Origin of the sequence: Delftia acidovorans SPH-1, assembly GCF_000018665.1 — a bacterium.
In the GTDB taxonomy this organism is placed as follows: Bacteria; Pseudomonadota; Gammaproteobacteria; order Burkholderiales; family Burkholderiaceae_C; genus Comamonas; species Comamonas acidovorans.
Map to the genome: position 1 here is coordinate 4,762,706 of NC_010002.1, position 24,044 is coordinate 4,786,749.

A 24,044-nucleotide genomic window follows, 5' to 3' on the forward strand; every position below is an offset into this window, starting at 1 on the left:
CATGGACTGAAGGAGCCCGCCATGGACAACTCACCCCGCCGAATGCATGCCCCCCTCGAACGCCAGCGCAGCGAGAACAACCACATCCGCGACGGACGCTGGCCCCTGCGCATAGGCGCACTCACCGCCGCCGTCGCACTGATCCTGGTGCTGATGTTCAACTTCATGGCCCCCAAGGGCCGGCTGGATGCGCCCAGTGCCACTGGAGCGACTGGAACGCCTTCGTCCTCACCGTTGCCCTCACCTTCGCCCTCACCGTCTCCCGCGACACAGCCCGCGCCTTCCGCCGCGCCGCAGCAGGCTGATCCGGCCACGACGCCTGCCCCCACCTCCACGCCTGCGCGCTGAGCGGGCATCCACCCCTCATCACCACACACCCGCCAAAGGACACGCACCATGAACCACCCTCTGCCCCACGCACCCAATATTCCCCAGGTGCCGACCACGCCCAATGACCCCGTGGCCCCCGATGATCCCAACCGCCAGCCCGGCCGCCCGCGCGGGCCCGAGCCCATCGACCCGCCCACCACGGCGCCGCCCATCGAGCTGCCACCGTCCCCGGAGCAGGAACAGACGCGCAAGGGAGAGTGACATGCCACAAGGTGACAAATCGGCCTATACCGATAAGCAAAAGCGCCAGGCTCGACATATCGAAGACAGCTACGAGTCGGGCGGCGTGGGCCACGAAGAAGCTGAAAAGCGCGCCTGGGCCACCGTGAACAGGCAAAGCGGCGGCGGCAAGCTGTCGGGCTCGGGCCGGGGCAGGCACGCGGGCCAGTCCAAGTCAAAATAACCGCGACTGCGGCCAGGCCCGAGACCCGCAATTGCCGTGGGAGAAAGTGTGAACTCAGAAGACAGTTTTCGATTCCTGCCGCAGCGCGGCGAAATGCCGGCACGCGTGCGTTCCCACGACTGGGCGGCCACGCCCCTGGGATCGCCGGACGGCTGGCCGCAGAACCTGCGCAACGCCGTGAGCCTTGCGCTGGGTTCGCGCTTTCCCATCACCATCTGGTGGGGCGAAGACTTCCGCCTGATCTACAACGATGGCTATATCCCCTTCCTGGGAACCAGCAAGCACCCCCAGGCGCTGGGCCAGGCCGGCGCGCACTGCTGGAGCGAGATCTGGAGCGATATCGGCCCCATGCTGGAAGGCGTGATGCGTACCGGCGAGGCCACCTGGTCCACCGACGCCCGCTACTTCTTCGACCGCGACCTGCCGCAGGAAGAAGTCTTCGTGACCTTCACCTACGGCCCCATCCTGGCCGATGACGGCGTCACCGTGCAGGGCGTGTTCTGCCCCTGCACCGAGACCACGGAAAAAATCGTCAGCCGCAGGCGCCTGGAGACGCTGCACCGCCTGGGCATACGCACGCTGGACATGCACAACGCCAGGGACGCCGCCCAGAAAGTCTGCGCCGTGCTGGACGAGAACCCCTACGACGTGCCCTTCGCCATCATCTACGAATGCGTGGACACCCCTGCCGCGGGCAGCGCAGGCGACAGCGGCCCGGCCTTCAGGATGCTCTGCGCCACGGGCATGGATCTGGACATGGACCTGGCGGCCGACCCCTCGCGCTGGCCGCTGGACCGGGCCGTGCAATCCGATCCATCTGACCGAGCGGACCTAACGGACCAGGCGCATCAGGCGGCCCAACCGGGCCAGCCCGTCAATGTGGAACTGGCGTCCCTGGGCCTGTTCCTGCCCGGCGGCCCCTGGCCCGAGGCCTCGCGTCTGGCGCGCATCGTGCCTGTGCGCTGGTCGGGCGACGGCCAGGTCTCGGGCGTGATGGTGCTGGGCGTCAGCCCGCGCCGCCCGCTGGATGTGGACTATTGCGCCTTCCTCGACATGGTGGCAAGCCACACGGGCAGCGTGGTCGCGCACGCCCAGGCCTACGAGCAGGAAGCACGGCGCGCCAAGGCCCTGGCCGAGGTGGACCACGCCAAGACCGTGTTCTTCTCCAACATCAGCCACGAGCTGCGCACCCCGCTGACGCTGATCCTGGGCCCGCTGGAAGATGCCCTGCGCGAGCACGGCGGCCAGGTGCCGGCCGGGCAGACGCAGATGATCCACCGCAACGCGCTGCGCCTGCAAAAACTGGTCAACGCCCTGCTGGACTTCTCGCGCATCGAGGCCGGGCGCATGCAGGCCAGCTACGAGCCCACGGACCTGGCCCGCACCACGGCCGAGCTGGCCAGCATGTTCCGCTCGGCCGTGGAGCAAGCCGGCCTGCGGCTGCGCGTGGATTGCCCGCCGCTGGACGGACCGGTCCATGTGGACCGCGACATGTACGAAAAAATCGTGCTCAACCTGCTGTCCAACGCCTTCAAGTTCACGCTGCAAGGCGAAATCGCCGTGGCGTTGCGCGATGTGCCCGATGTGCACGATGCGCACGGCGCGGGCGGGGCCAATGGTGCGGTGGAGCTGTCCGTCACCGACACCGGATCGGGCATTGCGCCCCAGCACCTGCCCCATCTCTTCCAGCGTTTTCACCGCATTCCCGGCAAGCCGGCCCGCACGCACGAGGGCACGGGCATCGGCCTGGCCATGGTGCAGGAGCTGGCTCGGCTGCATGGCGGCACCGTCACGGTCAGCAGCACGGAGGGCGAAGGCAGCCGCTTCACCGTGCGCCTGCCCAGGGGGCATGCGCATCTTCCGGCCGAGCACCGGCCCGCGCGCCCGCCTGCCGCGCACCCGCAGGTGGATGAGGCCCTGCGCTGGCTGCCGGGCGAGCCCGCCCCGGCTGCCAGCGACGAAGCCAGGCCCATGCAGCAGGACATGCACGGTGGTGCCCTACCCCCGCGTGCCCGCATCGTCTGCGCCGATGACAACGCCGACATGCGCAGCTACATCGGCCAGTTGCTGGAGCCGCTGTATGAAGTGGAGATCGTGGGCGATGGCCGCGCCGCGCTGGCCAGCATCCACCGCCAGCGGCCCGACCTGGTGCTGGCCGACGTGATGATGCCCGTGCTCGACGGCTTCGAGCTGCTGCATGCGCTGCGCAGTGACGAGACCACGCGCGCCATTCCCGTCATCATGCTGTCCGCGCGGGCCGGCCAGGAGGCCCAGGTCGAAGGCCTGCGCGCGGGCGCGGACGACTACCTGGTCAAGCCCTTTTCGGCGCGCGAGCTGCTGGCGCGCATCGCATCGCTGCTGCAGCTGGTGAGTGTGCGCGAACAGGCCCACGCCGCCGTTCAGGCCAACGAGAAAAAGCTGCGCGCCATCATCGACCAGATGCCCGCGGGCGTGGGCGTCTCCGACATGAGCGGCACCATGGTATTGAGCAATGCGATCATGGACCGCTTCGTGCCGCGCGCCATTCCTTCCACCCTGGCGGACCGCATGCCGCGCTGGAAGGGATGGGATGACAAGGGCCAGCCCATTGCCCCCGAGAACTGGCCAGGCAAGCGCGCGCTGCGCGGCGAAGTGGTCATGCCGGGGCTGGAGATGCTGCACACCGACGACGATGGGCGCGAATGGTGGATGCGCGTCAGCTGCGCGCCGCTGCGCGATGACGACGGCCAGCTCATAGGCACCTGCTCCGTCATCCAGGACATCACCGAACTCAAACAGGCCGAGCACCACCTCAAGGAAGCCGACCGACGCAAGGACGAATTCCTGGCCACGCTGGCGCATGAGCTGCGCAATCCGCTGGCGCCCATCAGCCACGGCCTGCAAATCCTCAAGCGCACCGCCAGCGGCGACGACAGCGTGCGCCACAGCCACGAGATGCTGGAGCGCCAGGTCAACCACATGATCCGCATGGTGGACGACTTGCTGGAGGTCTCGCGCATCACCACGGGCAAGGTCCAGTTGCGCAAGGAACTGGTGGACCTGAACGATGTGCTGCAAGGCGTGGTGGCGGCCAGCGGCGCGGTCATGGAGGCAGGCAGCCACCAGTTGCGCCTGGAGCTGCCCGCCGCGCCCGTGTCGCTGCTGGCCGACCCGATGCGGCTGGCGCAGATGGTCTCCAACCTGCTCAACAATGCCGCCAAGTACTCGCACTCCGGCGGCCACATCGTTCTGGCCGCCTGGACCGATGGCGCGCAGGCCGTGGTCTCGGTACGCGACAACGGCATCGGCATCCCGCCCGCCCTGCTGGGCAAGGTGTTCGATCTGTTCATGCAGGTGGACCGCAACGGCCGCCGCGGGCAGGGCGGCCTGGGCATCGGGCTGACCCTGGTGCGCAGCCTGGTCGAGATGCACGGCGGCAGCGTGCAGGCGCTCAGCGAAGGCAAGGGCCAGGGCAGCGAATTCAGGCTGTACCTGCCCCTGCCCACCCAGGCGGAGCCCCCGGCGGGACAGGCACCGAATGCCCAGCCCGAGGATGCAACGGCCTTCGGCCGCATCCTGGTGGTCGATGACAACATCGACGCCGCCGACACCCTGGCCATGCTGCTCAGGCTGCTGGGCGCCGAAGTCGAGATTGCCCGCGACGGCCCCGGAGCCCTGGCCATGCACGCGGCGTTCAGGCCCGAAGTGGTGCTGCTGGACATCGGCCTGCCCGGCATGGACGGCCTGGAGGTCGCCCGCCGCATCCGTGCAGAGCACGGCCGCGACCAGGTCGTGCTGATCGCGCTCACGGGCTGGGGGCAGGAGGAGGACCTGAGACGATCGCGGGAAGCCGGCATGGATCACCACCTGGTCAAACCCGTGAGCTTCGACACGCTCGAGCGTCTGCTGGCGGGCCTGCGCCCCCTGCCGTGAGGACTGCTTTTTTCGCGCGAGAATTCGGGCTGCCCGATCCCAGCTGCCCCAGACGCCACCGAGACCGATGACCGCCCTGCCCGCTTCCTCCGCCCCCAACCTTCCCCCCATCAATGCCGAGCGCCTGTGGCGCCGCGTGGAGACCCTGTCCACCTTCACCCTGCCCGACGTGCCGTGGACGCGCCGCGCCTTCTCCCCTGAATTTGACCAGGCCCGCGCCTGGCTGCGCGGGCAGTTCGAGGCAGCGGGCATGCAGGTCCATCTGGATGAAGGCGGCAACCTGATGGGCCGCCTGCCGGCTGCCCCAGGCCCGGTGCAACGCGCCCCCATCTCCACCGGATCGCACTGCGACACCGTGATGATGGGCGGGCGCTTCGACGGCATCATCGGCGTGCTGGCCGGCATCGAGGTCGCGCACTGCCTGCACGAAAACGGCATCGCCCTGCAGCACCCGTTCGAGGTGATCGACTTCCTGTCCGAAGAACCCAGCGACTATGGAATCTCCTGCATAGGCAGCCGCGCACTGTCGGGCAAGCTGGACGCCGCCATGCTGGCCGCCCGCAACCCCGAGGGCGAAACCCTGGCCGAAGGCATGCGCCGCATCGGCGCGCGGCCCGAGGCGCTGGACCGCCCGCTGCGCAGCGCCGGCGGCACGGCCGCCTTCGTGGAGCTGCACATAGAGCAGGGCCCGGTGCTGGAGCGGCGCGGCCTGCCGATCGGCGTGGTGACGAACATCGTGGGCATCCGCCGCGTGAGCTTCACCGTGCGCGGCCAGGCCGACCACGCAGGCACCACGCCCATGGACATCCGCCAGGACGCGCTGGTGGGCGCGGCGCGCATCGTCGATGCGGCCAACCGCAAGGCCGCTGCGCTCAGCGGCCAACCCCACTATGTGGTGGCCACCGTGGGCCGGCTATCGCTCACGCCCAATGCCTCCAACGCCGTGCCCGGCCTGGTCGAGATGATGATGGAAGTGCGCAGCGACCACGCGGGCGTGCTGGAGCGCTTCCCCGAGGAACTGCTGGCCGAAGTCCTGCCCGGCCTGGCCGCCTTGCGCGTGCGCGCCGAGATGTCCGACGTGAGCCGCTCCCGGCCCACGGACTGCGCTGGCCTGGTCATGCAGGGCGTGGAGCAGGCCTGCGCAAACCTGGGCTACGCCCACATGCGCATGCCCAGCGGCGCCGGCCATGACGCCGTCTACATGGCGCCCACCGGCCCCATGGGCATGATCTTCATCCCCTGCCTCCACGGCCGCAGCCACGCGCCCGAGGAGTGGATAGAACCCGCCCAGCTGCTGGACGGCACGCGCGTGCTGTACGAGACGGTGCGCGTGCTGGACAGGCAGTTGGCGCAGGGCTGAGCGCCTGGCCTGGGGCCAGCGTCCAAGGCGGCATAAAATAGCCCGCTTCCCTCTGGAGCAGGCACAAGCTGCTCCTTGGTGGAAGCCCCTGTGGCACAGATTGCGGAAATCCGCCCAAATAGCGGGTTTCCCAATGCAAGATGGCGGAACCACCCTCCCCGATCATCGACAACCCACCGCATGGGCGGCCCGGCGCTGCCGGTCCGCTGCGAGAAGGTTGCACCGCCCCATCAGACCCTGGAGTTTCTTCTTTCATGTTCCGCCAACTGATCACCTGCACCGCCGTGGCCGCCGCCATGGGCCTGAGCTTTTCCGCAGCCGCCCAAGGCACGGCGGCCGACTATCCGAACAAGCCCGTGCGCATGATCGTGCCCTTCCCGCCCGGCGGCGGCACCGACATCCTCGCGCGCGTGGTGTCCAACAAGCTCACCGAAGTCAGCAAGTGGACTGTGGTGCCCGACAACCGCGCGGGCGCAGGCGGCACCATCGGCATCACCGAGGCCGCCAAGGCAGCGCCCACGGGCTACGACATGGTCATGGGCCAGAAGGACAACGTGGTCCTGGGCCCCTACCTCTACAAGAACCTGCCCTGGAACCCGGTCAAGGACCTGGTGCCCGTGGCCCACGTGGCCTACACGCCCATCGTGATCGCCACCAGCGTGAACTCGCCCTACAAGACCCTGGCCGACATCGTGGCCGCTGCCAAGCAGCACCCGGGCAAGGTGACCTACGGCTCGCCGGGCAATGGCACCAGCATCCACATCTCGGGCGTGCTGCTGGAGAAGGCGGCGGGCATCCAGCTGGTGCATGTGCCCTACAAGGGCTCCAACCCGGCCCTGATGGACGCGCTGGCCGGCAACGTGGACCTGCTGGTGTCCTCCGTGCCCTCGGCCATCGGCCAGATCAAGGCCGGCAAGCTGCGCGCCATCGCCGTCACATCGGCCAAGCGCTCGTCCTCGCTGCCCGACACGCCCACGCTGGCCGAAGCGGGCCTCAAGGGCTTTGACGTGAGCACCTGGTACGGCCTGTTCATGCCCAAGGGCACGCCAACGGCCATCGTGACCAAGGTCAACGCCGAAGTGAACAAGCTGCTGGCCATGCCCGAAGTGCGCGACGCCATCCAGACCCAGGGCGCCGAACCCCAGTCCATGAGCGTGGCCGACTTCGACAAGATGTTCCAGGCCGACTTCAAGCAGTCCAAGCAGATCGTCGAGTCCTCGGGCGCCAAGATCGAGTGACATGCCTGCGGTGCCAGGGCTGCATGCCCGGCACCGCCTGCAATGGCCAACGCCGCATTTCATTGATGCAGATCAGCCTGATCTGCATCAAGGAGCTATGTGACAGTCCCGTGAATACTTCTCTGGAAATCACCGAATTCCTGGAGAACGTCATGGCATTGCTGGTCTGGGTCCCCGAGCTGGACACCGGGATTGCAGAAATCGACCGGCAGCACCGCCGCATCGTCGATTACATCAACAAGCTCTACGAGCTGCGCTCGTCGCCCGACCGTGAGGCCCTGGGCGATGTCATCGGCGAGATGATCGACTACACCGTCTCGCACTTCGTGTTCGAGGAAAGCCTGATCGAGAGCGCCGGCTACATGTTCGCCGGCCCGCACAAGAAGGTGCACGAGCTGTTCACGCGCCGCGTGATCGAGATGCAGACCCGCTTCGATGCGGGCGAGGACGTGGCCGCCGAGCTGCACGGCATGCTCTCGCGCTGGCTGTTCAACCACATCCGCAACGAAGACACCGGCTACGTGGACTCGGCCAAGGCCTATCTGCGCATGGCGCGCGAGTCCAGTCCTGCCGCCGAGAAGGAAAGGCTCAAGAACGAAGTGCTGCAGGAGCTGGAACTGCAGCGCAAGAAAAAGGGCTGGCTGGCACGGCTGCTCAATCGCTGATCGCCCTCTCCCCCTGCAGCGCACCAACAAAAACGGCTCCCGAGGGAGCCGTTGACGTTTCACCCGGCGAAGGGCCGAGCGGCCCGGTGATTACTCGCGCACCACCAGCACCGGCACGCGCACGGCGCCCAGCACGCGCTGGGTCACGCTGCCCAGCATCAGCTTTTCCAGGCCACGGCGGCCTTGCGAGCCCATGATGATCAGGTCGGCGCCCGTGCTCTCGAGCACGCGCACGATGCCTTCGTGCACCGCATGGCCTTCGCCCACCACGGTGGTGGCGGTGATGCCGGCCTCGTCGGTGATCTTCTTGACGGCGTCCAGCGTGGTGTTGGCCTCGGCCGTGGCCGCGCTCAGGTACTGCGACTGGCCGTAGGCGAAGTCGGCGCCCACGCCCGTGAACGGATAGGGGTCCACCACGTAGACCGCCGTCAGCGTGCTGCCAAAGGCCTTGGCCAGCTCCACGCCCTTGTGAACCGCCAGCATCGAGCTGTTGGAGCCGTCCACGGGAACCAGGATGTGCTTGAACATGCGTTTTCTCCTTTGTGCTTGGCCGCCGTCAGCAATCGGGGGCGGCCGGGTCGATGAACCAAAGTGTGCGCCCATCATGCGCCAGCATCTTGAGCTGCATCAATCCTTGCGGCGACGCGTCAGCTCCGAGCCCTGGAAACCCTGGCGGCGATAGGTCAGCACCAGGGTATCGCGCACGCCGCCCGGCTGCTCGGGCTGGATGGGCGTGGTCTCGTGGATCATGCGGGCATCGTCCAGCAGCATCACCGACCAGGGCTCGGTCAGCGTGAAGCGCTGGCCGCTGGGGCCCGTGGCCTCGAAGATGCGTGTCTCGCCGCCCTTCACGCCCTCGCGCCCGACCAGGATCACCGCCACCAGGTCCACGCCGTCGCGGTGCGCGCCTTCGGGCGTGGGCCGGCCAATGCCGTCCGTGGTGTCGATGCGGAACTGGTGGGACTCGATGAACCAGCGCTCGTGCTGCACATCGTTGCCCCGGGCGCAGAACACCTGGTCGGACAGGCCGGCCAGCGCCAGCAGCAGCCGGCTCCAGGTGGCGCTTTGCGCCGTGGCGTCGCGCATGGGATCGAACATGCGCAGCATGCCGCCATGCAGGGCGTTGTATTCCACCGGCTGCCAGTGCGCGCGGTGCTCCACCTGCTGCAGCCCGTCCTGCCCGGCGATGAAGCAGGAATGGCGGCGGCGCCGGTAGCGCCCGCCGTCCTTCAGAAAGGCATCGGGCGGCAGCTGGGCCCAGTCGGCATCGAGCGCATGCAGCTCGGTCAATGACACGCCTGTCCAGGCCGCGAATTCATCGGGGCGCAGCACCGCATAGCCTGCGTCGCGCAGCGACTGCGCTGCATTCTGGGGGGCGATATAGGGAGGGGGAAACGTGATGTGCGCCATAACCCGACAAGCTTACTCCTCGCCCGCACCCGTCCGGGCGAGGCGGGCTGCAAATTTGCGCAATGCTGTGGCGACAGGCGCGCATCAATGCGGGCGCTGCCCCTCGCTATTGCCCTGGGCTCACACCAGCGGCAACCCCACATAGTTCTCCGCCAGCGAGGTCGAGCCTGCACGGGAGTTGACGATGTAGTCCAGCTCCGCCTCCTGCACCTTGGTGTCGAAGCCGCCTGCATCGGGGAAGCGGTGCATGAGCGAGGTCATCCACCACGAAAAGCGCTCGGCCTTCCAGACGCGGCGCAGGCATTGCTCGGAGTAGCCGTCGATGCCTTCGGGCGCCTTGTCGCGGTAGTACTGCGCGAAGGCGCTGGACAGGTAGCCCACGTCCGAGGCGGCCAGGTTCAGGCCCTTGGCGCCCGTGGGCGGCACGATGTGGGCCGCGTCGCCGGCAAGGAACAGGCGGCCGAAGCGCATGGGCTCGGTCACGAAGCTGCGCAGCGGGGCAATGCTCTTTTCCAGCGAGGGGCCGGTCACCAGGCGCTCGCGTGCCTCGGGGTCCAGGCGCAGGCGCAGTTCGCTCCAGAAGGCCTCGTCGCTCCAGTCCTCGACCTTTTCGGTCAGCGGCACCTGCAGGTAGTAGCGGCTGCGCGTGGCGCTGCGCTGGCTGCACAGTGCGAAGCCGCGCTCGGTCTGGGCGTAGATCAGTTCGTGCGAGACGGGCGGCGTGTCCGACAGCAGGCCCAGCCAGCCGAAGGGGTAGACCTTCTCGAAGGTGCGCACCTTGTCCTGGGGCACGCTGGCGCGGCAGATGCCGTGAAAGCCGTCGCAGCCGGCGATGAAGTCGCATTGCAGCTCATGGACCTGGCCGTCCTTTTCGTAGCGCACGACGGGGCTGTCGCCATCGAAGCCCACGGGCTGCACGTTGCCGGCCTCGTAGACCGTGGTCAGGCCCTCGGCGGCGCGCACTTCCATCAGGTCGCGCGTGACCTCGGTCTGGCCGTAGACCATGACGCGCTTGCCGCCGGTCAGGCCATGCAGGTCGATGCGGTGGCGCTGGCCGCCGAACAGCAGCTCGATGCCATCGTGCGGCAGGCCTTCTGCGCGCATGCGGGCGTCGGCACCGGCCTGCTCCAGAAGGTCCACCGTGACCTGTTCGAGCACGCCGGCACGGATGCGGCCCAGCACGTAGTCGGCGCTGCGCTGCTCGATGATGACGTTGTCTATGCCCGCGCGGTACAGCAGCTGGCCGAGAAGCAGGCCGGCAGGGCCTGCACCGATGATGGCGACTTGGGTGCGCATTGATTTGTCTCCGTTGCGTTGTTCGATGTCATGGCCGGTTCATGCCATGGCCTGCGCCCGAGATTAGTTTTGAGGCAGCGCAAAGACGAGGGGCTGCAGCACGCGTTGCGCGGTGATCGCGCAATCTGCGCGACAATCGCGCACTACCTGCATGCCCGCCCTCCCCGCCCATGAACCAGCCCTTTCCCATCGACCCGGATGACTTCATCGCCGGCCTGGCCAAGGGCCTGGCCGTGCTGGAGAGCTTCGACACCGAGCGCCAGCGCCTGAACGCCACCATGGCGGCCGAGCGCTCTGGCATCACGCGCACGGCCGCGCGCCGCCATCTGCTGACCTTGACGCACCTGGGTTACCTGGAGACGGACGGCAGCCATTTCTGGCTGGCGCCCAAGGTGCTGCGGCTGTCGGGCAGCTACCTGGCCTCGGCGCGGCTGCCGCGCATCGTCCAGCCCGTGCTCTACCGGCTGGCGGCGCAGACCCAGCTGTCGTTTTCCTGCGTGGTGCGCGATGGCCACGAGGTGGTCATCGTCGCGCGCAGCGCCCTGCACGAGCGCGGCCAACGCCTCATGGCCCACGGCCTGCACCTGGGCAGCCGCCTGCCCGCCCACGCCACCTCCACGGGCCGCGTGCTGCTGGCCGCCCTGCCTGCGGCCGAGCTCAGGCAATGGCTGGCATCGCACGATCTGCGGCGCCTGACCGCCCACACGGTGACGGACAGCGCAGCGCTCGAAGGCGTGCTGGACGAAGTGCGCCGACAGGATTTCTGCCTGGCCCTGGAAGAGCATGAGCTGGCCGTGCAGGCCCTGGCCGTGCCGCTGCGCAACATGGAGGGCCGCACGGTGGCCGCGCTCAACATCGTGACCTCGCCCCAGCGCATGGCGCCCGCCGACATGGCGGCCGAACTGCTGCCGCTGCTGCAGGAGGCGGCGCGGGAGCTGCGGCCGCTGCTCTGAGGCCTGCTGACCTGCGGCCTGCCTCCGTCGCTGCAGCCGCTCAGAGCGGCGCGCACACCAGCCGGCTCAGTTCGCGCAGGGCCAGCGAGGTCTTGCGGATCAGCGGCGTGGCCTTTTTCTTGGCCGACTGCGCCAGGCACAGCGTGCTCACCACATGGGGCGACTCGATGGGAATGCCCACCAGCTCGGCATCGGTCAGGTGGCTGCGCATGGCGCTGTCGGTCAGCGCGGCGTAGCCGTAGCCGCCGCGCACCAGGTCCAGGATGGCCGGCACGCTGGACACTTCCCAGACCACGTTGAGCTTGACCTGGGACAGCGTGGCCTGCGCTTCCATCAGCTTGCGGAAGATCTGGCCGTGCTGCGGCATGATCAAAGGAAACTGCGACAGCTCGTCAAAGCGCACGCCGCTGCGCCCGCCCAGGGTGCGCGCCGGGCCGATCAGGCACAGGCGCTCTTCCAGCACGGGCGTGACCTCGATGTGCGGATGCGGCTCGGGCGTGTAGACCAGGCCCAGGTCCATGCGGCCCGAAGTCAGCCATTCGGCGATGTTCATGGAAAAGCCCTCGACCACGGCCAGGCGGGCCTTGGGCATGTCCTTGCTGAACAGGTCGATCAGCGGCAGCGTCAGGCGCCGCGCCAGGCTGGGCGGCAGGCCCACCACGATGCGGCCCACGGGCTCGTCGCGCTGGCTGCCCAGATCCTCCTTGGCCAGCGCCACGCGCTGCATGATGGCGTGGCCGTGCTCCAGCAGGCGGCGGCCCGCGTCGGTCAGCGTCACGCCGCGGCCAGTGCGGATCAGCAGGGTTTCGCGCAGCTCGGTTTCCAGCGCCCGCACCTGGCGGCTCAGTGCGGGCTGGGCCGTCTCCAGCAGCACGGCCGCCTTGCTGAAGCTGCCGGTCTCGGCCACATGCACAAAGGTCTCTATCTGCTGCAAATTCATGTTCTATCGTCTCCTCACTTATGCCATTTTGCTATAGCTGCTAGCGGCGGCCATGGCTAGGTGCTTTGCAGCGAACTGACACAATGCGGCGACTGGATGATCCAGCCGCTCCCGCAAGAGAGCGAAAAAACAAGAGCGGCCCGTGCATTCCCGGCATAGGGCCAAGCCACCCAGCAAGCCCAACAGCGACTCGGAGACAAACCATGAAAGACAGCGCCTTCAGCATCAATCGCCGCCAGGCGGGCCTCGCCCTTGGCGCCCTGGCCCTGGGCGCGCTGGCGCCCGCGCGTGCCCAGTCGGGTGCCGCCGCCAACTGGCCCACCAAGCAGGTGCGCATCATCAATCCGTTCCCCGTGGGCGGCGGTCCGGACGGCACTTCGCGCCTGGTGGCCGACAAGCTGGCGCGCCTGTGGAACCAGCCCGTCATCGTGGAAAACCGCCCCGGTGGCAACGGCTTCATCGCCATCGAGGCCTTCAAGCGCGGCGCCACCGACGGCACGGACATCATCCAGCTGGACAACGTCCACCTGGCCGCCTATCCCCACCTGTTCAAGAAGCTGCCCTACAACATCGACAAGGACTTCGAGGTCGTCCTGCCGCTGTTTCGCACCTTCTTCTTCGTCTGCGTGCCGGTCAACAGCCCCTACAAGACCGTGGCCGACCTGATTGCCGACGCCAAGGCGCGCCCCGGCAAGCTGAACTACGGCTCGTGGTCCGTGGGCAATCCGGTGCACCTGGGCTCGGCCCTGCTGGAGTCGCTGACGGGCACCAAGATGGAACACGTCATCTACAAGGAAACCAGCCAGCTGTACACCAGCGTGGCCACGGGCGAGCTGGCCTTTGCGCTGGGCTCCTCGGGCACGGCCGGCCCGCTGATGCGTTCGGGCAAGCTGCGCTTCCTGGCCGTGCTGGCACCCCACCGCCTCAAGGGCTACGAGGATGTGCCCACCGTGGCCGAATCGGGCGGCCCGGCCGATGCCGTGGTCACCGGCTGGAATGCCTTTGCCGTCTCCAAGTCCACGCCGCCCGCCGTGGTCGAGAAGATCCGCCAGGACACCATGAAGGCTCTGCGCGAGCCCGACATCCAGCCCAAGTTCCAGACCTTCGGCTACGAGAACTACTTCCCCACGCCCGAAGAGTTCAAGGCCTTCATCGTCGAAGAGAACAAGCGCTTTGGCGACGTGATCCGCCGCGCCAAGATCGAGCTGTAAGCCACAGGCCACAAGCAGGCCGCAGACGCAAAAAAGCCGCCGCGCCGCAAGGCCGGCGGCTTTTTTCATGCCGTCTTCAGCGCGACAGCCCGCGCGCCGCAATCGGCCACAGCGCGTGGACCACGCCGTCCTGCAGCACCACCAGCTCGTCGTGCAGGTTGAATGTCGGGTCCACGTGCGAGGGCAGAAGCTGCAGCACGCTGCCCAGGGCGGGCGCCTGGGCGCCCGGCTCCACGCGCACCACGCTGTGCTCGTCGTTGATGGCCACGCAGCGCAGGCCCGGCGTGCCGTACACGGCAGGCGGCCCGCATTCGGCCGAAGTGGACTTCAGGCCCACGTCCAGGATGACGCGGTCCGGCGCGGGCGTGCTCATCACCGTGGACAGCAGGTACAGGCTGCTGCGAAAGGCCAGCGCCCCGTCCCACTCGTTGGCGCCGTAGTCGCCATCCATGAAGGCATAGGAGCCCGGCTGCAGCTCGGTGTAGACGCCGCTGGCCGCGTCGAACTCCACGCTGCCCGTGCCGCCGCCCGTGATGGTGTGGCAGGCCATGCCGTTGTCGCGCAGCAGTTGCGCGCATGCCGCCGCCTGGCGCGCCGCCTCCCGGCAGACCTGCGCACGCTCTTCGCGGCTGCGCCGGTGCTGCACCGCGCCGTGGTAGGCCTGCAGGCCCGCGAAATTCACGCCCGGCAGGTCGTGCGCCTGCCGCGCCAGGGCCAGCACGGCCTCGGGGCCCGTGACGCCGCAGCGGCCCTGGCCCACGTCCACCTCCACCAGCACGTCGATCTCCACGCCCGCCTGCGACATGGCCTCGGACAACTGCACCAGGTTGGCCGCGTTGTCCACGCACACGGCCATGCGCGCACTGCGCGCCAGCCGGGCCAGCAGCGCGTGCTTGGCGGGTCCCACCACCTCGTTGCTGATCAGGATGTCGCGCACGCCGGCCGCCACAAAGGGCACGGCCTCGCTCACCTTCTGGCAGCAGATGCCGCGCGCGCCCAGCGCCAGCTGGCGCAGCGCGATCTGCGGGCACTTGTGCGCCTTGGCATGCGGGCGCAGCGCCACGCCGTGGCGGTCGGCCCAGTCCTGCATGGTGCGCAGGTTGGCGTCGAAGACAGTCAGGTCCAGCGCCAGGCTGGGTGTATCGACCCGGTCGAGCGGATCGCCGGGCCGTGCGGCAGGCTCCATTGCCAGGCCGCTGGAGTCATCGTGCAGGGGCATGGGGCTGTGCCTCATTCCTGCGGGGGCGCGTATTGGGCGATGACCTCGGCCTCGGTCATGGTCGGTGTCTGGTTGGCGAAGTCGTAGTAGCCGGGCTTCCTGTCGATGTAGATCTGCGTGGCCAGCTCGAAGTCCTGCGACTCGAAGGCGCCGGCCGGCACGAAGTACTCGCCCGTGGCGTGCAGCCGGTAGTACAGGTGCGTGCCGCACTGCCTGCAGAAGGCGCGCTCGGCCCATTCGGAGGAGGCATAGGTGCCGATGTTCTCGCCGCCCTCGAACTTCACATCGGGCCCGCAATGCACGGTCAGCATGGGGCCGCCGCCCCAGCGCCGGCAGTATCCACAGTGGCAGGCGCCGATTTCCCGGGCCTGGGGAGAGACAAAGCTGACAGCGCCGCAAAGACAGTGACCGTTCATGGTGCGTGGACCTTTCCGTGGGTTGCAAGTAGCTGTGATTATTCACAGGTGCCGCGCATCATAGGCGATGGCGCAGCACCTGCAAACCGCGGCGCCCTACACTGCGCGCCAGTCCTCTCAACCACCCATCCCCCTTGTCAGCCATGCCCCGCAATGACAACCGCCTCAAGGTCCTCTTCGTCTGCAGCCGCAATCAGTGGCGCAGTCCCACGGCAGAGCAGGTCTGGCGCAGGCACCCTGCCTTGCAGGTGCGCTCGGGCGGCACCAGTGCGGGCGCCCGCCACCGCGTGTCGGCCGACGATGTGGCCTGGGCCGACGTGATTCTCGTGATGGAGGAAAGGCACCAGTCCCGCCTCAAGGCCGATTTCGGCCGGCTGCTGGCGCAAAAGCGCCTGCATGTGCTCGATATCCCTGACGAGTACCGCTACATGGACCCGGAACTGGTGGACACGCTGCAGACCGCCGTCAGCGCACTGCTGCAACTGGACTGAGCGCCGGACGCCACGGCGACGGCAACCATAGGCAAGCACGTAGGCAAAAACAGTCAATTGCATTCGGACGTACGCTATAGTAACGAACGGTATCAAAAGCACGGTCTGCCGTATGACAAATGGACGACTGGATACCCTCCAGGAGGACCCCCAACCGAGGCTGAAATGCACGATGCCATCACCAACCCCACGCAAGCTGCGGTGACCCCGGTGGCGCCAGCCCCCCTGGAAATACCCGATTACGAACTGCTGGAAACCTTGGGATCGGGTGGCTACGGCACCGTCTACCGCGCGCGCCACCGGCGCACGGGTGCATCGGTGGCCATCAAGGTCGTCAGGCTGCAGGAAGGCGGCCGCCAGGTGGAGCGCTTCCACCGCGAGACCATGCTGTGCGCGTCCCTGCACCATCCGCACATCGTCCAGTTGCTGGACAAGGGCGAGCAAGGCGACTGCGTCTACGGCGTCTTCGAATATGTGCCCGGCGAGACCCTCAAAAGCCTGATCCGCCGCCAGGGCGTGCTGACGGCGGCCGAGGCCGGCCGCCTCATGGCCGAGGTGCTCGATGCGCTGGACTGCGCGCATGCCGCCGGCATCGTGCACCGCGACCTCAAGCCTGACAACGTGATGGTCACCTCCACGGGCGCCGTGCGGCACGCCATGGTTCTGGACTTCGGCATCGGCACCGTCATTCCGCAGTTTGCCGGCCCGCAGGTCTCGCAGCTCACCATGGGCGACGAGTGCCTGGGCACGCCTGCCTACAGCGCCCCCGAGCAGCTGCGCGGCGAGCCGCCCAGCGCCCGCACCGACCTGTATGCCTGGGGGCTGATGTTCCTTGAATGCCTGACGGGCACGCCCGCCGTGCAGGGTGCCTCGGTGGCCGAGATCGTGCACCGCCAGCTCAGCCCGCAGGAAGTGCAGCTGCCGCCGGCCATCTCCACCCACCCCATCGCCACCTTGCTGCGCAAGGCGCTCAAGAAGCGGCCCGCGGAGCGCAGCGACTCGGCGGCGGCCCTGCTCAGGGACCTCATGCGCGTGCGGCTGGACGATCTGGTGGGCCAGTTGCCCGCCGCCGCCCAGGTGCAGCAGGCGGACCTGACACGCACCGTGGCCACCACACGGGTGTTCTCCGAAGTGCGCCAGCTCACCGTGCTGTGCTGCAGCGTCTCCCTCTGGCCGGGCAGCGATACCCACGGCATGGACGGCACGACGGGCACCTCAAGCCAGCCCTCGCAGGGGCTGAACATCGAAGACATCGAACTGCTGCAGCGCGAGGAACTCACGCTGTTCTCCGACGTTGCCACCCGGCGCGGAGGCATGCTGGCGGGCACGCTGGGCGACCGCATGCTGGTGCTCTTCGGCTACCCGCACACCAGCGACACCGATGCCCGCCAGGCCGGCATGACGGCGCAGGAGCTGCTGACGCTCAGCCGCAGCCGCGCGGCCGCCATCGAGCAGGTCCACGGACTGCACCTGGGAATCCGCATGGGCCTGCACACCGGCATGGCCGTGGTGGTCGGCGGCGAAGCGCCCTCGGGCCATGCCGTCAACGTGGCCATGCGGCTGGAGGCCATCGCCGATGCGGGCACCCTGCTGGCCAGCGAAAGCAGCCATCGCCTGCTGGCCCGCCATGCGCGCTTCGAGAAAGCCGGCAGCCTGCGCCTGCCCGGCCAGCCCACGGGCATGCAGACCTATCGCCTGGAGCTGGAACAGCCGGCCGAGCCACTGCCAGGGCCTGTGTCCGATGCGGCCTTGCAGTGCATAGGCCGCGAACCCGAACTGCAGCGCCTGCACGACGCATGGGCGCGGGCCCGCGAAGCAGGGGGCAATGCGCTGTGGATTCGCGGCGAGCCGGGCATCGGCAAATCCTGCCTGGCCGACATGCTGCTCGTCCACGCCAGGGCACAGGGCGCAAACACCGTGGTGCTGCAATGCCAGCCCGAGCACCGCAACACCGCGCTGACCCCTTTCCTGGGCCTGATACGGCAGCGGCTGGAGTCGGCCGATCCCCCGCAGGACCACCGCGAGCAGATGCGCGAAGCCCTGCGCGCCGCAGGCTGCGATGCCGAGGCCGCCCTGCCCATTCTGTGCGCCTGGCTCTCGCTGCCCCTGGGCGACTGCGAGCCCAGCCGCATCTCGGCCGTCATGCAAAGGGCGCTGCTGCTGCAGTCCACCGCGCAATGGCTGCTGCACATGTCCGAAGCCGAGCCCCTGCTGCTGGTCGTCGAAGACGTGCACTGGGCCGACCCCACCAGCATCGAACTGCTGGAGCAACTGGTAGCGCGCCTGCCCGGGCGGCGCGTGCTGCTGGTGCTGACGGCGCGGCCGCAATGGCAGCCGCCCGAAGGCCTGCAGGCCGAGTGCGTGGACGTGCGGCGCCTGGAAGACGCCCAGGCCACCGAGCTGGCCCGCCAGACGCTGGCGCCGCGCAGGCTCAGCCCCGCCGTGATCCGCCACGTGGTGGAGCGCACCGACGGCGTGCCGCTGTTCATCCAGGAAATGGCGCGCATGCTGCTGGATGCCCACCTGGTGGAGCAGGACGGCGTCTGGGACTTTCGCCATGCCGGGCTGCCGGCCGCCATTCCGCTGACCCTGCGCGACTCGCTGGTCAGCCGCTTTGACCGCATCGGCCCGCTCAAGCCGCTGCTGCAACTGGCCGCCACCATGGGCCGGCACTTCGACTTCGGCCTGCTGTGCGCCTGCGTGGAACGCCCGCAAGGCGAGGTCGAGCAGGAACTGGCGCAGCTGGGCCAGGCCGGCCTGGTCATTGCCGATGAACGTGCGGGCGCCGGCGCCTTCATGTTCCGCCACGCGCTGATCCGCGATACGGCCTACGAATGCATGCTGGCATCGCAGCGCCGGCTGCTGCACCGCGACGTGGCCCTGGCCCTGATGCAGCACCAGCCCCAGCGCGTTGCCGCAGAACCCGCAGGCGTGGCCCAGCACTGGGCAGACGCGGGCGACCATGCCCAGGCCGTGGCGCTTGCGGTGCGGCAGTTGCGCATCACGCAGCTGCGCTCGCTCAACGATGAAACCATTGCCTACGCGCGCCACATCGACGACTGGCTGCACCAGCTCCAGGGCGTGGCCCAGCGCGAGGCGCGGCTGGACGTCAACAGCTACGTGACCCAGGCGCTGATGAACAAGCACGGCTGGGCCCATGCCCAGGTGGTGGAAAGCATCGCGCTGTCGCAGGAGCTGCTGGCCGGCCCCGGCGCCAACGCGGTGGCCGACTACAAGCAGGTGCAGCACCTGTGGATGCTGATCACCTACCACCATGTGGCCAGCAACCGCGAGGAAGTGCGCCAGCTCAGCCGCCGCCTGCTGGAGCAGGCCGTGCGCCAGCAGGACACGGGCGTGCTGGTGGCCGCGCAGACCTACCTGGGCCTGGCCCACTACTCCGACGGCCGATTCGAGCAGGCCGAAGAAGCGCTGACCGACGCCATCACCCGCTACGACCCCGTGGCCCATGCCCACCATGCGGCCGAGTTCGGCTTCGACACGCGCGTCTGGGCCACCTGCGGGCGCGCCCTGGTGCGCTGGTTCGCCGGCTTCGACCAGGCCGCGCTGGCCGATGCGAACGACGCCGTGCGCCTGGCGCACGAGGTCTCGCACATCCCCTCCCTGAGCATGGCCCTGCTCTACCAGGCCCTGGTCCACCAGGCGCGTGGCGACAAGGAAAGCGCCTTGGCCACCACGGGCGAGCTGCTGGACATCACGGCCCGCTACGGCCTGCCCGCGTTCTCGGGCTATGCGGACATCATCCGCTGCTGGGCGCTGGGTGACAGCGCAGGCAGCGCCAGCGCCGAGGGCATTGAACGCGCCAGCGGCACGGCGCAGCTGCTCTGGGACATGGGCTGCCGCTACTGCCAGACCTACTACCGCTCCTTCGTCGCCGAAATGCTGGCGGCCAGCGGGCGCTGGACCGAAGCCCTGGACAAGATCGACGAATGCCTGCGCCTGGCCGACGTGCTGGACGAACGGCTGCACAGCAGCGAGCTGCACCTGAAGAAGGCCCGCTTCCTGCTGGCCATGGGCGCCGACCACGCAGCCGTGCAGGACAGCCTGGCCCAGGCGGCAGGGACTGCGCGCACCGCCGGCAAGCACCGCACCGAAACCGAGGCGCTGGTCCTGTCGCTGGCCCTGGCACCCGCCAGGCCGGACGTGGCCGCGCGCCTGAGTGAGCTGGCCGCATTGCGGCCTGAACTGTCCGTGCTCCTGTCCGGGCCTCTGCCCGGCCAGGCGCATTTATCTTGAACCGAGGATGAAGTCACATGACCACCCAGCTGCAGAATACTGAACCGTTGCTCGCATTCCGCCTTGCCTATCTGCGGGCCATCGCCCGCTCCTGGCAGGATGACGCCTACCGCCGTGACCTGCTGGGGCAGCGCGACATCCAGCCCATGCTGCACCGCGACTTCAGCCTGCCGACCCAGTGGCCACAGGTCGATGTGTCGCTGCGCCTGAGCGACGACCCCACCCAGCGCGCCGAATGGAAGCCCGTGCTCACGGCCGGCTGGATCGGTCCTGACGATGAATTCGTCATCGTCCTGCCCCAGGCGCCCCAGACCCACGCCTCCGAGGCCCTGGCCGCCTACTACCAGCTGTTCCCCAACTTCATGGGCGTCAGCACCTCGTTCGAGGAACCGAGCAACGGCACGCTCAAGGCCGCCCTGCCCACGGGCCTGGGCATCCCCGGCGGCGGCCCCGACTCGCTGCTGGCCTTTGGCGGCGTGGTGCTGCGCGCCATCGCCCTGGCCTGGCAGTCGCCCGAGTTCCACGCAGAGCTGACGCGTGACGACGGCAAGGACAAGGCCCCCGTGCTGAGCCAATGGCTGGGCTACAACAACCCGTTCAACTTCCAGGTGCGTTTCGAGACCGAGCAGGCCTTCACCTGGGATGCGGCACGCGGCGAATGGAACCTGCAGCGCGCAGACGGCACGGCCATCAAGAACGGCATCGTGCTGAACTACCCGGTGGCACCCGCCGAGCAGGACCTGTGGGCCATCGCCCTCACCTCCTACAACAACACCGGTGACGCCTACCCCTTCACCTGCTGATACGGCACCGGCGCAGCTGCAAGGGGCCACGGCCACCTTGCTGCTGACGCTGGCGGCACGTGCCCGGGCGGCAGGTCCGGCAGCTTCCACGGAACTGCCGGACCTGCCGCCTTTTTCCGACTCCGAGGCGCGCCGCATTGCCGCCGCCCTGCCCCAGGCCAGCGAGGCCCATGCGGCCGACCCCGCCTTTGTACGCAGCGTGGTGCTGCGCTCGCAGCTGTTCGACCGGCTCACCACCGAATTTCTGACCGCCCATCCGTCCGGCCTGTGCATTGCGCTGGGTGCAGGCCTGTGCACGCGGCGCAACCGCCTGGCACCCGAGGCCGGCACCGCACGCTGGCTGAACGTGGACCTGCCCGACGCCATCGCCCTGCGCGCGCAATACATTGCAGGCCCTGAAGCCAACCTCGCCTGCTCCATCCTCGACACCTCGTGGCTGGACACCGCCGCCCTGCCCGGCAACCAGCCCGTTCTGGTGCTGCTGGAAGGCGTCTGCCCCTATCTTCCCCAGGCTGCGCTGGAGGCCATGCTGCAGCAGCTGGCCCAGCGCTTTGCCGCGCCCGGCAGCCCGCCGTGCACCGTCGTGCTCGACCATGTGCACCCGGCCCTTGCGAGGCTGCCCATGCAGGTGGGCGGAATGCGCCTGCCCGTCGTCTCCGGCTTTGCGGACGGCGCGCAGATAGAGCGCATCCACCCCGCCATCCGCATCAGCCTGCAAGAGCACCTGTATGCCCGGTTCTCGCAGCAGCACCAGCTGTTCGAGACCGCCTTCCACGCCACCACCGGCCAGCACCCCTATGCCGTCGTCCGCCTTGAACTCGGAGCACCGTCTCTTGCCTGAGCCCACGGCCCCGGACCTGTTCGCCCACGCCTTTCGCTGGCACGAGAAATTCCTGCCGCCCGTGCAGCAGGGCGACCGCCTTTTGCTGGCCAGCGAACGCGACACCCTGGCCCTGGGTTCTGCCGCCGTGCTGGCGCTGAACGCCCCGCTGCAGGCAGGCACCAGCCTCATGCAGCACTGCGCTGCGGTGCCCGATGCGCCGCTTGCACAGATGCTGCACGCCCTGGGCGCCCTGCTGCGCCAGGGCCTGGTCCAGCCGGTACAGCACAGCGGCTTGAACGGCCACGGTTATCTGCAGCCGGATTTCTCGGCCCCGCCCGTGCGCCTGCAGGCATCGGAGCAGATCGACATCGTCATGCTGACTGCAGCGCTTGACAGCACAGCCGCCTGCCACTGGGCTGTGGCCGTTGCCGGGGCCACGCAGGCACCCGCCACCACCCCACTCACCATCGTTTTCTGCGACGACTATCTGGACCCGCGCCTGGGCGCCATTGACGCCGGCCAGCGTGCCGCAGGCCGGCCCTGGCTGCTGGTGCGGCCAGCGGGCGAGCAGGCCATGGCGGGGCCGCTTTTCAAACCCCAGGCAGCGGCCTGCTGGCATTGCCTCGCACACCGCTGGCAACGCAACCATCCCGCACGCGGCGGCAAGCACGGCCAGCCTCAGGACAGCGACCGCTGCCCGCCCGTGCGCGCCGGCGCCGACCTCATCGCCACGCGGCTGCAGGCCCTGCTGCCCATGGTGCAGCGCCTGCTGGCGCACACCGATGCGGCGCAAACCGTGTGGACGCTGGAGCCTGACCAGCCCCACCCGGTGGCCGCCCGCCCGCAATGCCCGCACTGCGGCACGCCAGGGCTGATGGCCCTGCGCCAGCGTGAACGCATTGCGCCAGTTCCCGGCACGCATGCCGCGCGCGCCGATGGCGGCTGGCGCAGCGTGCCGGCCGAGACCACGGTGCAGCGCCTGTCGCAGCACGTCAGCCCGCTGACCGGCGTGATTGCCCGGGTCACGCCGCTGACGGCCGAGACCGACGAAGCGCTCACCATCTACCGCAGCGAAATCTTCAGAACACCGGCCCCCGGCAGCACCAGCCTGGCCGGCTCCGGAACACAGCTGTGCCTGGGCAAGGGCCTGTCGGCCGTGCAGGCCCGCGCCAGCGCCATGTGCGAAGCCGTGGAGCGCTACGCCGCCTTCCACCAAGGCGACGAAGCCGTGGTCATCGCCCCCGCCGCCGAGTTGGACGCGCCCTGCATCGCGCCCACGGAACTGGCCCGCTTCAGCGAGCGGCAAACCGCCGGCTTTGCCACCGACAAGCCACCGCATGCCGTGGCCCCCAGCACCGGCCAGGGCGAGCCCCTGTGGTGGGCTCCCGCCTGGTCCCTGACCGCCGATGCGCGCCGCTACCTGCCGCTGGCCTTCTGCCTGGCCCATGCGCCTGCGCAAAGCCAGTACCACGTGGGCTGGACCTCCAACGGCTGCGCCGCAGGCAACACGCGGGAAGAAGCCATCCTGCAAGGCTTCATGGAACTGGTGGAACGCGACGCCGCCGCCATCTGGTGGTACGGCCAGATCCGCAGGCCCGCCATTGCGCTGCAAGGCATCGACCAGGCCACACGCCAGCGACTGGACCGCAGCTGCGGCCCGCAATGGTCATACTGGCTGCTGGACATCACGCACGACTTCGGCATACCGGTGGTCGTCTCCGTGGGCCGCCACGCTGACACCGGCCAATGGGCCGTGGGCTTTGGCTGCAGCCTGGACCGCGCCCTGGCCTGCGAACGCGCCCTCACCGAAATCAGCCAGCTGATCGCGGCCGGCAAAAGCTTTGCCGTGCCCGAGCCACTGCAGGCCTTCCTGCACCCTGCGGACAGCGCCGATGCACCGCCGCAACAGCCTGCGTCTCTGTCTGGGCACACGCCGGACACCACGCCGCCGGACATTGCCCAGGCCATTGCGCGCTGCGTGGACATCGCACGCGGCCTGGGCCTGGAGACCATCGTCTACGACTACTCGCGCCCCGACATCCCTGTGCACACCGTCAAGATCGTGATTCCCGGCCTGTGCCATATCTGGCCGGAACTGGGCAATCCACGGCTGCGCAACGTACCCGTGGCCCTGGGCTGGCACAGCCGGCCGCTGCAGGAATCCGAACTGAATCCGCTGGCTCTGTACGTTTGACAAACTGAACAGCGCAGCGGGCATGTACTCTCTCAGCTTGGCAACAGGCTGCCGGCTCCGGGCCAA

At 68.7% G+C, this 24,044-nt stretch carries 20 protein-coding genes; 14 read left to right on the forward strand and 6 right to left on the reverse strand.

The annotated features are described in order from the left end of the window. Nucleotides 1–21 precede the first annotated feature (21 nt). The 7 genes from DACI_RS21920 to DACI_RS21950 all read left to right on the forward strand — a co-directional run bounded on the left by DACI_RS21920 (nt 22) and on the right by DACI_RS21950 (nt 7,968). A complete protein-coding gene (locus tag DACI_RS21920) occupies nt 22–348 on the forward strand; it encodes a hypothetical protein (RefSeq protein WP_012206152.1) in 327 nt (108 codons plus the stop codon). Nucleotides 349–396: 48 nt separating this feature from the next. Then, nucleotides 397–591: a hypothetical protein gene (locus DACI_RS21925; protein WP_012206153.1), complete on the forward strand. Its 195-nt coding sequence runs from the start codon at nt 397–399 to the stop codon at nt 589–591. Between the two features lies 1 nt (nt 592). Then, nucleotides 593–793, forward strand: coding sequence for a hypothetical protein (locus DACI_RS21930; protein WP_012206154.1), 201 nt, complete (start codon nt 593–595; stop codon nt 791–793). Nucleotides 794–841: 48 nt separating this feature from the next. Next, on the forward strand, nt 842–4,705 hold the full coding sequence (locus DACI_RS21935; RefSeq protein ID WP_012206155.1) for an ATP-binding protein: 3,864 nt from the start codon (nt 842–844) through the stop codon (nt 4,703–4,705). Between the two features lie 67 nt (nt 4,706–4,772). After that, the gene (locus DACI_RS21940; protein WP_012206156.1) at nt 4,773–6,065 is read left to right on the forward strand and encodes a Zn-dependent hydrolase; all 1,293 of its coding nucleotides are present in this window, start codon (nt 4,773–4,775) and stop codon (nt 6,063–6,065) included. 254 nt (nt 6,066–6,319) lie between these two features. Continuing rightward, on the forward strand, nt 6,320–7,303 hold the full coding sequence (locus DACI_RS21945) for a Bug family tripartite tricarboxylate transporter substrate binding protein (RefSeq protein WP_012206157.1): 984 nt from the start codon (nt 6,320–6,322) through the stop codon (nt 7,301–7,303). 110 nt (nt 7,304–7,413) lie between these two features. Beyond that, nucleotides 7,414–7,968 (forward strand): bacteriohemerythrin, encoded by a 555-nt coding sequence (locus tag DACI_RS21950; protein ID WP_224986183.1) that lies wholly within the window; start codon nt 7,414–7,416, stop codon nt 7,966–7,968. Nucleotides 7,969–8,058: 90 nt separating this feature from the next. On the opposite strand, the gene DACI_RS21955 is transcribed toward DACI_RS21950, so the two are convergent. The 3 genes from DACI_RS21955 to pobA all read right to left on the reverse strand — a co-directional run bounded on the left by DACI_RS21955 (nt 8,059) and on the right by pobA (nt 10,674). After that, nucleotides 8,059–8,496, reverse strand: a complete 438-nt coding sequence (locus DACI_RS21955) for a universal stress protein (RefSeq protein ID WP_012206159.1) — start codon at nt 8,494–8,496, stop codon at nt 8,059–8,061. 99 nt (nt 8,497–8,595) lie between these two features. Then, nucleotides 8,596–9,378, reverse strand: coding sequence for a 2OG-Fe dioxygenase family protein (locus DACI_RS21960; RefSeq protein ID WP_012206160.1), 783 nt, complete (start codon nt 9,376–9,378; stop codon nt 8,596–8,598). A gap of 120 nt (nt 9,379–9,498) precedes the next feature. After that, on the reverse strand, nt 9,499–10,674 hold the full coding sequence (gene pobA / locus DACI_RS21965) for a 4-hydroxybenzoate 3-monooxygenase (RefSeq protein WP_012206161.1): 1,176 nt from the start codon (nt 10,672–10,674) through the stop codon (nt 9,499–9,501). Between the two features lie 170 nt (nt 10,675–10,844). On the opposite strand from pobA, the gene DACI_RS21970 reads away from it, so the two are divergent. After that, nucleotides 10,845–11,627, forward strand: a complete 783-nt coding sequence (locus DACI_RS21970; protein WP_012206162.1) for an IclR family transcriptional regulator domain-containing protein — start codon at nt 10,845–10,847, stop codon at nt 11,625–11,627. Nucleotides 11,628–11,667: 40 nt separating this feature from the next. On the opposite strand, the gene DACI_RS21975 is transcribed toward DACI_RS21970, so the two are convergent. Next, nucleotides 11,668–12,567, reverse strand: a complete 900-nt coding sequence (locus DACI_RS21975; RefSeq protein ID WP_012206163.1) for a LysR family transcriptional regulator — start codon at nt 12,565–12,567, stop codon at nt 11,668–11,670. 203 nt (nt 12,568–12,770) lie between these two features. Between DACI_RS21975 and DACI_RS21980 the strand changes: the two genes are divergently transcribed. Beyond that, nucleotides 12,771–13,778, forward strand: a complete 1,008-nt coding sequence (locus tag DACI_RS21980; RefSeq protein ID WP_012206164.1) for a Bug family tripartite tricarboxylate transporter substrate binding protein — start codon at nt 12,771–12,773, stop codon at nt 13,776–13,778. A 76-nt stretch (nt 13,779–13,854) separates the two neighbouring features. On the opposite strand, the gene DACI_RS21985 is transcribed toward DACI_RS21980, so the two are convergent. Further along, entirely contained in the window at nt 13,855–14,997 is a 1,143-nt protein-coding gene (locus DACI_RS21985) for a DSD1 family PLP-dependent enzyme (RefSeq protein WP_012206165.1), read from the reverse strand. Between the two features lie 11 nt (nt 14,998–15,008). Continuing rightward, complete coding sequence (locus DACI_RS21990; RefSeq protein WP_012206166.1) at nt 15,009–15,413, reverse strand: GFA family protein; 405 nt, start codon at nt 15,411–15,413, stop codon at nt 15,009–15,011. 143 nt (nt 15,414–15,556) lie between these two features. On the opposite strand from DACI_RS21990, the gene DACI_RS21995 reads away from it, so the two are divergent. From DACI_RS21995 to DACI_RS22015, 5 genes are all read left to right on the forward strand, one after another. Beyond that, nucleotides 15,557–15,904: a low molecular weight protein tyrosine phosphatase family protein gene (locus DACI_RS21995; protein WP_012206167.1), complete on the forward strand. Its 348-nt coding sequence runs from the start codon at nt 15,557–15,559 to the stop codon at nt 15,902–15,904. 165 nt (nt 15,905–16,069) lie between these two features. Next, entirely contained in the window at nt 16,070–20,158 is a 4,089-nt protein-coding gene (locus DACI_RS22000; protein ID WP_043782264.1) for a TOMM system kinase/cyclase fusion protein, read from the forward strand. A gap of 17 nt (nt 20,159–20,175) precedes the next feature. Further along, complete coding sequence (locus tag DACI_RS22005; RefSeq protein ID WP_012206169.1) at nt 20,176–20,961, forward strand: BMA_0021/BMA_0022 family TOMM bacteriocin; 786 nt, start codon at nt 20,176–20,178, stop codon at nt 20,959–20,961. After that, complete coding sequence (locus tag DACI_RS22010) at nt 20,936–21,802, forward strand: class I SAM-dependent methyltransferase (protein ID WP_225970978.1); 867 nt, start codon at nt 20,936–20,938, stop codon at nt 21,800–21,802. The genes DACI_RS22005 and DACI_RS22010 overlap by 26 nt, the downstream gene beginning before the upstream one ends. After that, the gene (locus DACI_RS22015; RefSeq protein WP_043782265.1) at nt 21,759–23,978 is read left to right on the forward strand and encodes a TOMM precursor leader peptide-binding protein; all 2,220 of its coding nucleotides are present in this window, start codon (nt 21,759–21,761) and stop codon (nt 23,976–23,978) included. The genes DACI_RS22010 and DACI_RS22015 overlap by 44 nt, the downstream gene beginning before the upstream one ends. The last annotated feature ends 66 nt before the right edge of the window (nt 23,979–24,044 follow it).